This is a genomic window from Moraxella atlantae NBRC 14588 (genome assembly GCF_001591265.1).
In the GTDB taxonomy this organism is placed as follows: domain Bacteria; phylum Pseudomonadota; class Gammaproteobacteria; order Pseudomonadales; family Moraxellaceae; genus Faucicola; species Faucicola atlantae.
Genome location: NZ_BCUL01000003.1, coordinates 1 through 15042 on the forward strand (window position 1 = coordinate 1; position 15042 = coordinate 15042).

Below are 15042 nucleotides of genomic sequence, written 5' to 3' on the forward strand. Positions count from 1 at the left end.
TTGGACTGCGACAACGATTAGCCGAACCCTAGCGTCTTAATCCCCTAGGAATCGGGGAAGGCTTTGAACCAGGGGCAGCTTTAAGCGCGTCAAGCTGCTTGCGTCTTAATCCCCTAGGAATCGGGGAAGGCTTTGAACTACTATTGTCAGAATTGTGTATTTACGGCGATCTGTCTTAATCCCCTAGGAATCGGGGAAGGCTTTGAACTGCACTTATTTTTATTTATCAATAAAAACAACCAGTTAAAAACAAATTTTAGTAGACAAAATTCAACTAAAAAGTTGGTGATTTTTTGACCAATTTTTGTTTTTATACAGTTCAAGGCAAATTTGACTTCCTCCCCTTGCTAAAGCAAGGGGATTCCTTCTACAAGACGGTCAAGCCCGACCGCAAGAATGTTTTTACTGGCATTGATATCTCTATCATGCCATGTGCCACACGAAGCACATATCCATTCTCTTATTCCAAGCGATTTTCTACCTTTCGGACTATTGGCGGTGATTTCACCGCAACACGAACATCGCTGGGTCGTGTATCTCTCATTCACGATTTCAAAACGGCAACCTGCGTTCTCGCATTTGTAGGTCAGTTGTCGTTTCAGATAAAAACTAGCGAGTCCTATTATAGCAAAAACCTCGCTATTTTCCAACACTTACGTTATTAACTAACACCACTATCCACCAAATAAAAAACAAAGCCGTAAATGGCAACGCCCCCAAAAACAAAGAAATAATCATAAAAGCAAATGGTTTAATAGGTTCCATATCATATCTCCAGTTTAGATTAAAATTATCATTAAATAGCCATAAATACCGACAACGCCGACTCGACTTTTTCATTAAACTTATCCGCCGACGTGTCTTTCACCGCCTCCGTGATTTGGATAAACTTGTCATGGTCGGGTGTGGTAAAACTAAACATATCTTTTTGCGGAAACATATGCCGAATCAGCATCATCGCCTCTTTACACTTGACCGAACTGATGTCATCACCCCGAGACGCCAATAGCGTAAACAGCGTGCCAAGTCGCCACGTCATCTGCTTGGCACAGATGGCATTGAAATACACGCCAATGATTGGCACATTGCCCAATACTTTGTCAAAAATGGCATCAGAAAGCACCTCTGGCAAAATGTTGGCAATCACCTTTAACGCGTCATCCGTCTGAATTTCTGGCTGACCATACACCGCCCGAATCTCATTCCACAGCGTGGCATAAATCAGCGGAATCGCCCCCACATCCACCGCCGTGGTCGCAATAAACCCAAAAAATCCACTCACACCTTGCAAAACCGCATTGCTATTGGCTTTATTATCGATAATTTGATAACACGCTTGGGCGGGTTGGGCGTGGCTAAGTTGATGGGTTGAGTGAGTTGGTGTTGGCATCGTTGGATTTGTGGTTGTTGTATTCATAAAAGCTCCGTGTGATTGATAAATGCTATTGGGTGAAATGGTTGAATTAACTGCGTTGGATGAGTGAGTTGGATTAAACGCATCAAAACTCGACCTTGCTGGCTGATTGGACGGCTGACTAGCGTCGATGAGCTCGTCACAGCCCGAATCTTCTCCAAGTTGGACAAAATGGGTAAACTGTCTATCCTGCTCACTCACGTTGTCCCCGTATTGCGGTATGATAGGGCTAGATTGCCGATTTGCGGCAGCGAAAGCATTGGCAAACTCTTGTTCAATCCCCTGTTGGTAATAACCTTGCCCAAGATTTTGGGGGTGACTGTATCCATAGTTTTGCCGATAGTTATTAGGTCTATATCTTGAGCGTGAAGTTGGTAGTAGTTGGTTTAAGACGCTGTCCACGCCTTGATTGACTTGGCGTTGAGTCATACGGTTCATACGGCGATTGGCGTGGCGTTTCAGGCTGTTTTTTAGATAATTTGGCATAGACACTCCAAAGACTTGTGATGACGTTGTGATGACGTTGTGATAGTTAGTATAGTCACAATTATTTGATAACTTGGATTTTGTAAGCTTATGGTTTGTCCCCCACTCCACCTTTACCACTGCATGCGCTCACCTGCCTCGCCAAATACCATCACATCAGGACAACGCTTGCCCACCACGAATGCTTGTTCTAACGGTGCCACGACATAAACCCGCACATCATCATGGTTTGGGTTGATAATGGTTTGAATTTTTTTAATCAGCTTATCCATGGCATCAGGATAAAGCGTGGCGTAATACACCGAATACTGTAACTGAAAGCCGTCTTTACTCACCAACCGCTGTAGGCGTTGCAAACGTTTTGGGCTGGTAATGTCATAGCAGATTAAAAAGTTCTGTTTGTGCATGGGTTAATTCTCCCTATCATCAAAATCGCCCAACATCACCAGTTCCGCACTGGGCAATGAAGTGTCCTTGGTTAAGCGTTTTTGCCATAGCCAGACATGGCGAAAAGCGGTCTTTCGCAGTATCGGCTTTATCTTGCTAAAGGCTTGATAAAAGCGATTGCGTCCCGACTTTAGCAACTCGCACGGACGCTGGGCAGACGGATTGACGCTAAAATCCGCCATTGTCAAAATCTGTTGATGAAATAATTGCCATACCCAATACTCAATCTCACCCCGTTGTAACTCGACAAAATCACACGCCAGTGACGCACGCCCATACGCTATCTCGTGCAACACGCCAAGATATGGGTCAAAGCCAACGGCATACACGGCTTCTTCATAAATCGCCTGTAACAAGGTATAACCCAATGACAAGATGGTATTGACCGGGTCAAGCGGTGGACGGCGGTTGCGGTTGTTAAAGCCAAGACTGGGGTCAAAAAACGCTTGATACTGGCGAAAAAATACCGCCGATGTCGCCCCTTCAATACCCCGTAGGCTGGCAAGATTGTCACTATCATTTTGTTTGAGCCGAAACTTGGTGCTATTTAATTGGGCTATCGCCTCATGAACAGCGGTAGCCAAACCATCGTTGCTTTGTAAAAGACTAATTCGTTGTAACAACTGCACTTGGCGATGGATTTTTAGACGTATTAACTGTCTTGCCCAGTATTGTTTTTGGCTGTCATCAGACAGGGTTTCATATTGTTTTTGGCGTCTTGTCACGCCCGCCTGCCACTGCCCTTGCACAAAACACGCCTGCCCCAACGCCCCAGACGGCAATATCACCACCGCAATGCGACATTCAGCCAATTTGGTCAATAAGGTGCTATTGAGCACCACTGAACTCACCAGCGTGATGCTCTGTATCTGTGAAAATGGCAAAGTGACAGGACGGTTAAAACTTGGATGATGCAAAATCAGTAGCTGTCTGTCGTAAGTTAGCTGACAGCCTTTTTGGTCAATCACGATATCTCGCATGGTTACCCCTTGTAATAAAAATTTGCCAAAAACATCGGTTTAGCCGATATAAAACAGATTTGAAGCTGACGCATGGTCGATAGGCGATTTTGGGAGATTTTGCCAATACACCGATTGCACTTTGATCACAGCACAGCCATCTTCGCCCAAGACAGCGTGCTGTAGCATAAATTCGATAAGCTGTTGGCGTTCATGCTGGGATAATGAGCATTCATACGCTGAATACTGCCCCGAAAATGAATGGCGTTTGACCCTATACCGAAATAAGGCTTGGCGTTTGGGTTCGGCGATGTCATAACAGGCGAGATAAAAATTGCGTTGCATAAAAAAACCCCATCAATGTGGGGTTAGTATGACATCCAAAAATGCTAGAGATAGAAAGTATAAGCTTATCATTGTGGGGGCTTTTTGAAATGAAATTGGTAAAAATCACGCACTTTTTCAAACAATGAACGATAAGGCTTATAGTTTTGGTACATGGCTTGTTCCATTTTGATTTGTACATCTAACCGTTCTTTGAAGCAGATATGGAGCAATTCGTTAAACCGCTCTTTGCTTGCTGTTTGCACTTCGGGATAAAATTCTGGGAAAAAATCTTGTTTGATTCTATCGTTGCGAATATAGACTTCTTCATCCAAGTACAAACTACAAATGCCCATCTCATTGACCGGCTGATTCTGAAAAACGCTCATCGCTTCATCAAAATCATGTCCGACATACAGCACCGTGGCTTGTTCATCGCCATAATGACAACACAGCACTTGGATAAGTTTTGGCTTAGGTATTCGAGCCATGACACTGGTAAAAACTTCAATGGTGGGCTTATTCATACGCTTCTCCTACTAAAAATTTGCAAAAAAAATGGCATACCAACGCGAGTAACGCCGTTAGTATGCCATAGTAGTTTGATAGGTGCCGAAACGGTAAGCTTGTGGTTTTAGGGACGTTAAATGGTAGATTTGGATTTATGCAAAGCTTCTCCTGCTTTTTGTAGCTTAAAGCTATCACCCTCTTTGATCATAAAAATTCGGTAATGATTGCCATCAATATCGCATTCCCAATAGCCTTTATCACGATACTGTTGCTCTTTTAATGGCTTGGCATCGAGTGAGCGTAGATTGGGATTGTTGGGGTTTTCTGCAAAAACGGCTAGTTGATCAATGGTGGTGTTAAGTTTAGGTATTAAATGGTTTGGCATAGCCTTAATACTGTCATAAAATTCTGGCATAAAAATAATTTTGCCAGAAATACTTTCTTGTAATTTTTCGCTGTACAAGGCATTTTTTTGCGATAGCCAAAGTAATTCGCCCCATTCCGACAATATGGTCTGACCTGCCAAATCAAATAACAGACTATCTGGAATCTGGGCAAGTTGTTCGGGCTGAATAGCTAGGTCATTGACTAAGCGACGAAATGCCACTAAGTTTTTTTCAATTACCTTACTATCGAGCTTAAAGGGTAATTGAGGAATAAATAATAACTCACTACTACCTTCAAATAAGTAAAAAGCCTGGTCAGCATAAATACTCGCAATTGCTTGCAAAAAACCGTTAAGGCTTTTGAAGCCACCAGTCAAGTTAAAATAGATTTGGTAGCCACTCGTTTTATAGCCGTCAATAATTTCAATCAGTTGTCTAGCCAAACCTGTCAATGCTTCTCGAAAACTTGCTAACTGTGAAGTACGTAGTCCTGAACTGTTTATGATTTGGCACTGGTAACCTTGATTTTTTAGCCATTGGCTAATGATATCAGCTGTCGCCTGCCCCATAAGGGTATCAGTGGCTAATAAGTAGTAGATATCTTGTGGGGTTGTGTTGCTTTGGTTTTGCCATGCCAGTAATCCGTTTAATTCAGCACTCATTCGCTTAATTTCACGTAAATCTTTCATTGCAAGTAGCGTAGATTTTCGTTCTTCAATATGATCCTGTAGATGTATCGCAATATCATCTGGTATAGCCGACCATTCAACTGTATTGGAGTAGCGAGTGATATTATTACGAACATCACTTGAAGCTTGATTGGTTAATACACTTGTCCCACAGGTAGATAAAATAAAATTTGCCATTTTGAATAGACCTTTGATAAGCAACTAAACGTGAATCGTGCGAAATGTTAAATTAATCCGACTTGATTTTACCCTTTTTTGCTTCGGCACGCTATGTTGCCAATGGTGCTGTAATTCGCCTGCCATCACCAGCACACTACCATGATGGAGGGGAATCTCGACTTTAATGTCGTGATTGTCTTTTAACCGCAATAAAAAACGCCGACTTTCCCCAAAATTGACTGATGCAATCATCGGGTTTTTACCCAATTCTGGCTCGGCATCGGTATGCCAACTGATATGGTCTTCGCCTGAGCGATACCAGTTACACAATACACTATTAAATCGACGTTTGCAGATTTTTTCTAGTTCATCACGAAGCTGATTGAGCTTATCTGTCCAAGTTTTTGGTTGCAAGGTAATGCCAGAATAAGTATAAGGGCGGTCACTATCGCCATACCAAGCCGATACTCGAGGCAAGCGATGTTCTTTGCCATACATTTTGATGGTGTCTTGATGCCATGCGATATTAGTAAACGGCATAGCATTGATATCCATTTCGTTTCGCCAGTCATACTCACGACTGTTGATGCCATCACACGCCAAAAAATAATCGAAAAACGCATCGCTTTGGCTTTGGTCAAAATAATGTGGTGCGTAATATAAGCGACCATAAGGCACGGCAATGACAATGCCTTTACCATCATTATGCAAATGAGCATCAAAATCGGTGTTTTGAAATTTGCCATTGATAATCAGCTTATTGAGTGTATTTTCTTCATCAAAGATGTTAAATAAATCCATGTTTTTTCCTGTAAGAATTACGCCACTTGATGAAAAGCCGAATCGTTATTGAGCGACAGCATAAAGCCGATGGCTTTGGAAGTGCGAGACGTAAAACCACCCTGTATCACATCATAGCATTGGTAGGTTTCGTTATAACGCTCAATATAAGTCGCATAGCCAAGCAGTTGGCGAGACAACAAATTTAAGCCATTAAAGCCTGTCGGATGGGCAATATCACTGGCAATAATATGCTGAACGCCTGACAATTGACGGATTTGTCCTGTGATATGGCTTAATTGTTGTTGCACAGCACGCACGTCTAAGATATATGACATCAAATGCAGGGTATCTGCCCCATTGCTAAAGTTTGGCACGGTGGCATTTGCCAAGAGACAATTTTGGGTCGTGATATTAGCATTAAAGCCATACGCTTGTGCCAAGCATAGCACTTTATAACTGGCATTGCCCAAAGACACGCTTGATGGCTCAATCAAATGAATATTAAGGTGAACGGTTTTTGGGTCTTTTTGACTGGCGATATGCTCCATCGTAGCAAGCGTTGCCACGCCTTGACCACAACCATAGTCAATGATATTGATAACACTATCACGCTGTTCAATGGTGAGATTATCCGCTAATACCGCACGAAAGGTCGTGTAGTGGCTCATACCATACGCCACGCTATAAAATAACGCATCGTTTTGGCTAGCAAGGGGCTGGGTCGCACGTCCTGTGCGATTGACAAATTCACCATACGTCATGGGTAGATTGGGGGCGACTTGTGCCACTAGGCTGTGATAAAAGCCAGCGAAACCTTGAGTGTTCATTGATTGGCAAGCGGTGTTGATGATAGCGTTCATAATGCGTTCCTCATTGTGAGTTGATGAACGCATTATGACGGTTTTTTAAAGGTAGGTTGAAAAGTATAAGCTTATGCTTTAATCAGCATTATTTATTTTATTGATAAGTTTTCCTAAAGCTTTATCTTCTATGAGGTCCATAACTCTTTTTGCGTGCTCTTTGAACCTTATTTTCTGTTCATCATCAAAATATGACCAATTATTTTCAAATGCTTGTTTGAATTTTTTACTCGCATTACCCTTGATGGTCTTAGTTACCTCAATTTCTGCTTGTGCAATAAAATCTTCAAGCTCAAGTAAAGTACGCTCTTCCTCAGTTGCCGTTTTCTTTTGTTCTTTACGTTTTTCCTCAGCTTGTTTTCTAGCTATTATCTTTTTGACAGTCATCATTTGAGCATCGAGTCTATTATGGTAAGAGAAGTCTATAGTAGAAGACTCAATATTGGTTAGTTTATATTGATGAAATTCTTCCATGAATTCATCCAAATATTCTTTCTTACGCAAATCAGCGTAAGCTTTAGGAGTAGATAAATATTCTAGATTTTGGCTTTGGTTGTCATATTTAGCATAATCTAGCAAAGCTTTTATTTCACCAGATTTTTCCCAGCTTTGATTGATGGATTTAAAGATATTTTCCATATAATCTATAAATTCTTGGCGACAAGCCATTAAAAACAACTCAACATCATCAATATTTTGGTGATCGTTGCGACGTAGTTTAATCGCACCATTATCTATGGCTAAACTTACTTGTCCTAAACCATAAGGTTTTCCTATACCAATTTGATGACGTAATTCTGTACGCCCACCAAAGTCTAATACCCAAATCAGAGCACCAAGCTCGACAGGTCTTAGATTATGAAAACGGATTTTGCTGCTAAATTGAGTATTCTCAGGTAATGTTTCAAAACGAACTTGCACTTTTGGTGTAGATTTATCGGGTGGTGGCAAAATATCTACCGGTTTAACGGGGTAGCGTTTCCAACCAGATAATTCTGCATTATTCTGCATTAACTGGTTAAAATCTTTATTTGATGTTTGACGAATGTACAATGGATAGTATGTTGCTTTTGGTGAACTTAGCACAGTCGGCATTGTTTTTGTTAGATGAAACTCATTTTGATTTAGGAAGCCTAAGCCGATATTAACTCGCCCTCGTAAGGCACTATCATCTTCAATAAAACCAAACAACAAATCTGAAAAATCTGCATTTGAGAATTTAATATGTTTACTACTTGTATGCCCAATTGCATCATGAATGCTGTTGTCATAAGCCAGCTTATACATTAAAGCCAAACCTAGAGAACGCACACTGCCATCAGTGTTAGTATGATAAAAAACAGGAATGCCATATTTTAATTGACTAATATTTTTTTGCCAAAATTTCCACTCGTCCGTATCTGCATGAATTTGTTTAAATCCACTCATCACTTTGGCGGAAATTGTCAGTGAGTCTTGATTTTCACTAAAGAAAATGAATTCATATTTTTTAGCACTTTTGTTGTCTTTAAATGCGGGTCCTGGCTGTCCAGTTACCACTAACTGACCTTTAATAGAGCCCGAATTATTTAATTTTGCTAGACTCTTGCCGTTCTTACTTTCGAATTTATCTTCAAATTTGACATTTGGACAAATCGTTAGCGTACTATAACGTTGTCTAATTGTTTTAAGCTTTTTCCAGTCATCATAATTTATATTGAAATTATTAATAATTTCTTGCTGATGAACTCGCACATATTTACAAGGCGTTATAACCCATTCAGAATTCTTAAAAGTTAACCACCCTGCTTTAGGACTTTCTTTAGTAATTGCTTTTGTATAAAAGTTCTGTGATTGTGAAATATCACGCACACCCAATTTCTGGTCTTCAACTTGTTTAAATCGTGAGAAAGTCGCAATCTCTAAAACATTACGTAGCATACCTTTTAAACTACTAGCAGGAATAGCGGGTTGACCGTCAGGTGTTTTAAAAAAATTAACGATCCCAGCAGATTGCTCGCTAGAAGGTGTTTGTTCACCACCAACGCATAGTTCGCTTAAAGATTTGATATTAAGACCAAACTCCCCACAAATACCATCTTTAAAGGGTTTATCATGACTGACTTGCTCTGCCCATTCTGGTAGCACTACTAAGTTTGATAACGGTACAAAACGATAAGGTGCTTGAATACTCATTTTTATTCTCCCTCAAAGCCATCAAATACGGCAATATCTGCGACAGGTGCGTTTTCCTTAAAAGACCAAAGGCGTTGATAGACCAGTTTTCTATTGCTATCAACCTCATATTGCATCATTTTCTCTGCCAAATGTGTTGGTTCATCATTTTGTGTCATTGCATAGCTTGTGATTTGCCATACATTTTTACCAATATAATCTAAGATAAAGCTCGTGCTGTCTCCATCATGCCATTCAGCATTTAAGGGAATTGACCGCCATTTGTAAGTATCTTGATATAAATGATGAATAAAACTGGTCTCTTGCACCCAACCAGAAATATTGCCTTGATTTTCAATATAAGCCACTAAATCATTGATAGAATGAAATGTCTGTACTGTGGTTGTTAGTGAGATAGGCTTATATTTGCTAATATCAAATTTCACGTCTTGTTGGTTGGCAATCAGTGTTAAATCTGCCAATAACTTTTGAATATTGTTTGACATAAATTATTCCTCTGCCATCCATTGTTCTTTATTTGACCAAGTCACGCCTTGACCTGTAGCATCTAAAAATACACCCAAGCCACGACTGCCAGATGCTCCCAATGGTAGCCATCCATTCGCCAAATCTTCTAAGGTTAAATCCAATGCCTTTTTGACGTTTGGTTCAACTGATTTTTTGCTATCCAAAATTTCAAAATTCACTTCAATATTACTTTGGTACAAATCAGCTTCACTAAACAATGCACCGCTAATCACGCCAGCGGTATAGCGGTCAATTTTATTGTGAATCACTTCTTGGATTTTTTCATTATTTGGGGTTAAATAAAAATCACGAATTGCCAAAATACCTGCTTCGCCTTCAACGTCTTCGTCTTTGGCATAACCAAATAAGGTTTTGACTGCTAGATTTTCATTGGTTTCAACACAATTACCATCTTCAACAAAGCAACCTGTTAAACAGTTATAATGATAGGCAATGCGATGCCGTAACGCTCCTTTAATTGCTGTGGCAGGCAAAATATAAAACTGCTCGGTAAACTTGCCCTTGTTATTTTCCCATGTGATTTTTGGTTCATGCATCGGCAATAAATCTGGATTTCGTTCTTTTACTAGTTTTTGTAGATATTGCTCACCACCACCAACACGCCAAAATGACTCCGCTTGTAATTTTAGATTTGCAGAAACAACAGGTAACACATCTTGTTCTGCGATATTTTTTAATCCTGTAAAATCAGCTCGGCTACGGTTACGTTGTCGATAGGCTTGAGCATCCGTTGCATTGGTTAAATCCCACTTTGCTTCATGAATTGCTTGGATTTTGAACAAGCCATAACCATTTCTTGTTCCTTGTCCAAATCGCAAAGGCATATGCAAAAGTTTAATAAAGTTTTGCCATATCTGTTTTGATTCATCAGTATCGTCGCCCCAATAATGAATAACGGTACTGTAGCGTGTACCCGCAGGAATTAATGTGGTATCAAATTTACCACTATCATGAGTAACACCCTTGTCGTTTAACTGAACACGTTGCCGGACAATTGGTTTTGTGTCTAATAATTTATTTAATAACTCATCTTTTAATAATTTTTCATCAGACAACAGACCTTCTTGAGCGATATTTTGACTATTATGTACAAGTCCCCAAGAGATATTAAGCCATGAACTTTGTCCGTCATCACCTTTTGCATAGCCAAATAGTTGGTTTGTAGCCTGCTCATCAAATTGTTTTTGATAGGCACTTCTTAACACACCTGCGATACTCGTTGCAGGTAGTGTGGGCAAGCCATTGGCATCTCTGACAACTAACGAATCGTGCGTCGTATCACCAAATCCAGTATGAACAGCATGAGCACTTTGAGCTTCGAAAGTTACTTTTACCATATTAAAATAGGGACGTGAGCTAATCATTTATCTGCTCCTTCTGCATCTTCTTTATTTAAACCTAGGCATACTTTTTCCCATTCATTTGACATACCAAGCACTGCCAACTCACCTATAATTTGTGGGAAATAGGATTCTTGTTTATAGTTGGATAACTGTTTTAGCAAAAAAGTCCCTAGATTTTGATTGTCTTGAGTGTCAAAGGTTAGATCCCAACCACTATTTTTATATAATTTACCGCTTTGACGATTATCCGTTTCTTGTACATTTTTCACATATAGAAAACCATTCGTTTCATTTGCTAATTCATGCCACAATTTTGACGAATCGTTACGAAAGCGATTTGCAAGCTCTTTTAACCCACCAAATTGTGTACGAGATGGGGCTTGTTGCCCTACCGATTCGAAGTTCGATGCATAGCGTACCCCATGAAAACGGCGAGCAGAGTTGATTTTTCCACCTAGTTGAGCAAAAATTTCATTCGCCAGTTGTTTGGGTTTTACACCAAATGCTATCGCATTGACACGTCTTGTTAAGGTTTGAACAAGCTGAGTTTTAGGCTCTACAATTTCGGTTACTTGCCCGACTTGTTGCTTAGTGCTATTGTTGATCCAAGTTGGATAAGTTTGTTGTAATATCTCAGGATTGATTAAAACCTGCCCTAAGCCTTGTTCTGTGTATAAACCAATACCTTGCTCTAAGGTCTTAACAACTTCATCAAAATTCACATTATCAGGCAATTGGTAACGCAATACACTACCTTGTACAATTACTTGACGCTCTTTGTCATAGTGTTTGCGGTAATTATTAAAAATACTATAGCGACGTGTACGTACAAATGATTTATCGCTTAGCCATTCTGTACCATCAGGCAACCCTAATTGTGCTGGTTTTGGTAATAGTGTGATTTGATTGTTATCCTGCAAGCACATATCACTTAATAACCATAAGGTTAAAATTTTATCAGCTTTAGGTTTTTGGTTTGGTTTATTGTCAACCTTACAGATTTCCACCTTCCCAAATTGCGAACTACGAGAACGTCCAAGATGAGCCGTACCATCTAACGATTGGAGAATCTTTTGCCATAAACCATCGTTAATATCATCATCGGCTTGCACGCTAAATTGTAGTTGCTGTCCTTTAGATAGTGCCTCATAGCCAAATAACTGACCATTGGCAGCACGATTATGGTTTTTATCAATCGCAGTTTTTAAGGTTTGTTCTTTGATTGGCGTGATTTTTTGACCAAAACTGTTAATATAGAAATTTCTTAATTGAACTGGCTGACGGTTTTTCAATTCTCCATCAGTAATGTTTGAAACATCAAATACTTGACTAGCTAAAATATTTTTTTCTTCTAAGTAAGTTTCACCCTTAAAATTATGCAAGCTTAAGGGTACAGGATAGCCAATCTCATTATTAGATGTTGGTAATGCATTTAAAAAACGAATCTTTCCGCTATGAAATACAGTAAACGCATCTTCTTGCGAAAGTTCATTGTAAATTTTGCCTGCGACCAAACCTAAAATACTTGAGCCAGAGATATAATCTAAGCTTTGGTGAGCCCCAGCTGTCGCGGCTTGCTGACTGATAATAACAGGCTGCTTTAAGTCAATAGTAAAAAATTGTTGTTTCATCATTGTTCCTTATGTTAGTCCTCAAACGTCACAATCACTTCCCCAAGCCCACGAGTACGATGAGCTCCTATAGCATCAATGAGAGGCAAGGCTTTTTCGATAATTTGCCATGCTGTATTTGATTCTAAGAATGCTTTTTGTTGAGCGATTAACTCGGATTCTAAGGCTGAAATTTTTAGGGTTAATTCGGTATATAACCGACAAGGTAAAGTAACCTCAATACCTCTTAGACTATTTTCAACAGCTGTTCCTGTCTCTGGATTGATTGCAGTGCTATAAAGCGGTTGATATAACGCTTGACGATATTGAACTTTATCCGCTTGCTGTAAGAAGCTATACTCAGGTTCGGACAAAGTCGCATTGTCCACAAACAACATCCCTGAAAAAGTATCAAATCGAGTTAAATCCTGACTTTCACTACCAAAAAGCAGTTCTTCAAAACTTTGACGTTTACCTGTAGGCAATACAAAGTCTTTGTACCAACCCCACGCTTCAGCACGACGCACCGCATGACGCAACAAACCTTTCAGTTGTTTACCTGAAACGTAAGGTAACCCGTAATTATCTTTTAAACATACTGCATCAAGATGATAGCCTTCACCACGCCCACTACCTACGTGCCAATAGCCCTGAAAATCAAGTTTTAATTTTTTATCCGCACTACTCATTATGCAACCTCGCTGTTTTTATTTGATTTTCCAGCCTCTTTGGATACGGTGATTAGAGATAATAAGTCACCCAAGACGGTATGATATTTTTGACCATTCACTAGGCTAACGGGCAGATCTTTTTGCAAACCTCCAATCAACTTAGTCAAATCATTTTCAAACTGTATAAAGTCTTTTCTTTCTTTAGTTTCTTGTTTAGAAAGATTCACTTCATTTTTTTCAGCCAAATTACGCCAACGACGATATACCTGTTTTGCTTGAGCAATATCTGCATGAATTAGTGTCGCTAGTTCACGCAGGGTTGTATCGTTGAGTGAAGATTTTGATAAATGCTGCTGTAAGCGTAATAAATCTTCAATATTAGCCAACTGTTCATGATGCTCATCAACCAAGTAAGCAGGTAGTGTTAAATCATAGGTTTGTTCGCCATGATCAGCAATTTGCGTTTGTGCATACATGGTCTTAGCATCTTCTAAGATGCTGTCGTTAACTTTGTAAAAAGCAATACTAGAAGGAATTATTTCCACTTTATCTGTCGAATCATCAGATTTTTTATGACTACGTGAATAGTTTTTTGCCTGTTTACACAAATCTTCCGCCAAGCCATAGGCTCTATAAAATGGCTGTGATGCCTTCATAAAGACGATACCAGCACAGGCAGTCAGATAATTCGGTAGTTTTTTGGCATTTTCAGATAAATTATTTTCTTCAAAAGCTTTTTTCAAAATAGCCATTTGCGTTTTACTGGATTCTTTAAAAGCTTTTAAAAAGGCATTGGTAAAATCAATAGCTAAATCCGCACGAACAATCACAGATAAATCATCACCACCAAGTACAAGTGGGCGTGCAGGTATAACATTGTTTTCATTACGATATTCAACCAATTGACTTTTAGTAGCAACTTTAGTTGCTTCAATCGTAGCGGTTGTAATCCCTTGTGAGAAGGTTTTGTAAAGTGTTTCATACGTCGTATCATTGGCTTCCTTGCAAGCATCATTCAAAAGACGTAAGATTTCGCCTAATCCATTACCGTCGGCATGAATCAATCCCACTAATTGACGGCGACCAAGTGGAAAACGTTTATCATCTTTTGCATCCTTTTCAAAATTATTTGGAAAGTGTATTTCATTATCATCAACAAAACGCTGTGTTAATGATTCACCATCTTTTCTCTTAAAATTTCGTAAAATTGATGTGGATAAATCAAGCGACTCTCTGCCAGAAGCTTCACGATTGCTATGTTCAACAGCAGCTAAACCCGTTCTAGGACTACGTTCGGTAATTGGGCTAGCATTTGGTAGTTCAATTTGTACCTTATTACGTTCTTCTGCAAGTTTTTTAATACCTTTGCTAACGGCATCTTTTATTGAATCTGCTTCGCTCATGGCATCAACACGTTCTAGGCCTGGCAACCACTGTGCAGATGCAACTCGCCAGACAGATTGGAAACGTAAAGCATCTTCTTTATTATCAAAAATAAGATAAAATACACCGCCTGCTATACGGGGTGTTTTTACTGTATCTTTTAAATGCAATGCTTCTAGTACTTGATTTACATAGCCTTTCTCGCTACAGATATAATCGATTAGTTCACTACCTGCAATCATGTCTTTAAGTTTGCCTGTTGCAAACAAAAAACGTTGAATGCCACGGGCTTCGAATAAATAAGCATATTTCATA

General features: G+C 39.6%; 14 protein-coding genes and 1 pseudogene. All 15 read right to left on the reverse strand.

Annotated elements, in window-relative coordinates; genetic code table 11:
* Nucleotides 1-347 precede the first annotated feature (347 nt).
* Nucleotides 348-608 (reverse strand): annotated as a pseudogene (locus tag MA2_RS10830) (zinc ribbon domain-containing protein); the annotation flags it as partial.
* A 188-nt stretch (nt 609-796) separates the two neighbouring features.
* Nucleotides 797-1900 carry a hypothetical protein gene (locus tag MA2_RS11090; RefSeq protein ID WP_143821841.1) on the reverse strand — a complete coding sequence of 368 codons (1104 nt, stop codon included), beginning with the start codon at nt 1898-1900 and terminating at the stop codon, nt 797-799.
* 113 nt (nt 1901-2013) lie between these two features.
* On the reverse strand, nt 2014-2307 hold the full coding sequence (gene cas2, locus MA2_RS02675) for a CRISPR-associated endonuclease Cas2 (RefSeq protein WP_067056173.1): 294 nt from the start codon (nt 2305-2307) through the stop codon (nt 2014-2016).
* A 3-nt stretch (nt 2308-2310) separates the two neighbouring features.
* Nucleotides 2311-3327: a CRISPR-associated endonuclease Cas1 gene (gene cas1, locus MA2_RS02680; RefSeq protein WP_067056177.1), complete on the reverse strand. Its 1017-nt coding sequence runs from the start codon at nt 3325-3327 to the stop codon at nt 2311-2313.
* Nucleotides 3328-3366: 39 nt separating this feature from the next.
* Nucleotides 3367-3651 (reverse strand): CRISPR-associated endonuclease Cas2, encoded by a 285-nt coding sequence (cas2, locus tag MA2_RS02685; protein ID WP_067056180.1) that lies wholly within the window; start codon nt 3649-3651, stop codon nt 3367-3369.
* A 68-nt stretch (nt 3652-3719) separates the two neighbouring features.
* A complete protein-coding gene (locus MA2_RS02690; RefSeq protein WP_067056183.1) occupies nt 3720-4157 on the reverse strand; it encodes a hypothetical protein in 438 nt (145 codons plus the stop codon).
* 116 nt (nt 4158-4273) lie between these two features.
* Nucleotides 4274-5392, reverse strand: a complete 1119-nt coding sequence (locus MA2_RS02695) for a putative CRISPR-associated protein (RefSeq protein ID WP_082987809.1) — start codon at nt 5390-5392, stop codon at nt 4274-4276.
* A 24-nt stretch (nt 5393-5416) separates the two neighbouring features.
* The gene (locus MA2_RS02700; RefSeq protein ID WP_067056189.1) at nt 5417-6175 is read right to left on the reverse strand and encodes an alpha-ketoglutarate-dependent dioxygenase AlkB family protein; all 759 of its coding nucleotides are present in this window, start codon (nt 6173-6175) and stop codon (nt 5417-5419) included.
* A 17-nt stretch (nt 6176-6192) separates the two neighbouring features.
* Nucleotides 6193-7017: a hypothetical protein gene (locus MA2_RS02705; RefSeq protein ID WP_067337623.1), complete on the reverse strand. Its 825-nt coding sequence runs from the start codon at nt 7015-7017 to the stop codon at nt 6193-6195.
* A gap of 78 nt (nt 7018-7095) precedes the next feature.
* A complete protein-coding gene (locus MA2_RS02710; protein ID WP_067056196.1) occupies nt 7096-9192 on the reverse strand; it encodes a TIGR03986 family type III CRISPR-associated RAMP protein in 2097 nt (698 codons plus the stop codon).
* A gap of 2 nt (nt 9193-9194) precedes the next feature.
* Nucleotides 9195-9677: a hypothetical protein gene (locus MA2_RS02715; RefSeq protein ID WP_067056199.1), complete on the reverse strand. Its 483-nt coding sequence runs from the start codon at nt 9675-9677 to the stop codon at nt 9195-9197.
* Nucleotides 9678-9680: 3 nt separating this feature from the next.
* Nucleotides 9681-11084: an RAMP superfamily CRISPR-associated protein gene (locus MA2_RS02720; protein ID WP_067056203.1), complete on the reverse strand. Its 1404-nt coding sequence runs from the start codon at nt 11082-11084 to the stop codon at nt 9681-9683.
* Entirely contained in the window at nt 11081-12694 is a 1614-nt protein-coding gene (locus tag MA2_RS02725) for an RAMP superfamily CRISPR-associated protein (protein WP_067056206.1), read from the reverse strand. Before MA2_RS02725 ends, MA2_RS02720 begins: the two co-directional genes overlap by 4 nt.
* A 14-nt stretch (nt 12695-12708) precedes the next feature.
* Nucleotides 12709-13362, reverse strand: a complete 654-nt coding sequence (locus MA2_RS02730; protein WP_067056209.1) for an RAMP superfamily CRISPR-associated protein — start codon at nt 13360-13362, stop codon at nt 12709-12711.
* Nucleotides 13362-15041, reverse strand: coding sequence for a Cas10/Cmr2 second palm domain-containing protein (locus MA2_RS02735; RefSeq protein WP_067056212.1), 1680 nt, complete (start codon nt 15039-15041; stop codon nt 13362-13364). Before MA2_RS02735 ends, MA2_RS02730 begins: the two co-directional genes overlap by 1 nt.
* Nucleotide 15042: the final 1 nt, after the last annotated feature.

What these genes read in the sequence shown, in the direction of transcription:
- MA2_RS11090 (WP_143821841.1), bottom strand. Translation starts at nt 1,900, where the DNA reads ATGCCAAATTATCTAAAAAACAGCCTGAAACGCCACGCCAATCGCCGT.
- cas2 (WP_067056173.1), bottom strand. Translation starts at nt 2,307, where the DNA reads ATGCACAAACAGAACTTTTTAATCTGCTATGACATTACCAGCCCAAAA.
- cas1 (WP_067056177.1), bottom strand. Translation starts at nt 3,327, where the DNA reads ATGCGAGATATCGTGATTGACCAAAAAGGCTGTCAGCTAACTTACGAC.
- cas2 (WP_067056180.1), bottom strand. Translation starts at nt 3,651, where the DNA reads ATGCAACGCAATTTTTATCTCGCCTGTTATGACATCGCCGAACCCAAA.
- MA2_RS02690 (WP_067056183.1), bottom strand. Translation starts at nt 4,157, where the DNA reads ATGAATAAGCCCACCATTGAAGTTTTTACCAGTGTCATGGCTCGAATA.
- MA2_RS02695 (WP_082987809.1), bottom strand. Translation starts at nt 5,392, where the DNA reads ATGGCAAATTTTATTTTATCTACCTGTGGGACAAGTGTATTAACCAAT.
- MA2_RS02700 (WP_067056189.1), bottom strand. Translation starts at nt 6,175, where the DNA reads ATGGATTTATTTAACATCTTTGATGAAGAAAATACACTCAATAAGCTG.
- MA2_RS02705 (WP_067337623.1), bottom strand. Translation starts at nt 7,017, where the DNA reads ATGAACGCTATCATCAACACCGCTTGCCAATCAATGAACACTCAAGGT.
- MA2_RS02710 (WP_067056196.1), bottom strand. Translation starts at nt 9,192, where the DNA reads ATGAGTATTCAAGCACCTTATCGTTTTGTACCGTTATCAAACTTAGTA.
- MA2_RS02715 (WP_067056199.1), bottom strand. Translation starts at nt 9,677, where the DNA reads ATGTCAAACAATATTCAAAAGTTATTGGCAGATTTAACACTGATTGCC.
- MA2_RS02720 (WP_067056203.1), bottom strand. Translation starts at nt 11,084, where the DNA reads ATGATTAGCTCACGTCCCTATTTTAATATGGTAAAAGTAACTTTCGAA.
- MA2_RS02725 (WP_067056206.1), bottom strand. Translation starts at nt 12,694, where the DNA reads ATGAAACAACAATTTTTTACTATTGACTTAAAGCAGCCTGTTATTATC.
- MA2_RS02730 (WP_067056209.1), bottom strand. Translation starts at nt 13,362, where the DNA reads ATGAGTAGTGCGGATAAAAAATTAAAACTTGATTTTCAGGGCTATTGG.
- MA2_RS02735 (WP_067056212.1), bottom strand. Translation starts at nt 15,041, where the DNA reads ATGAAATATGCTTATTTATTCGAAGCCCGTGGCATTCAACGTTTTTTG.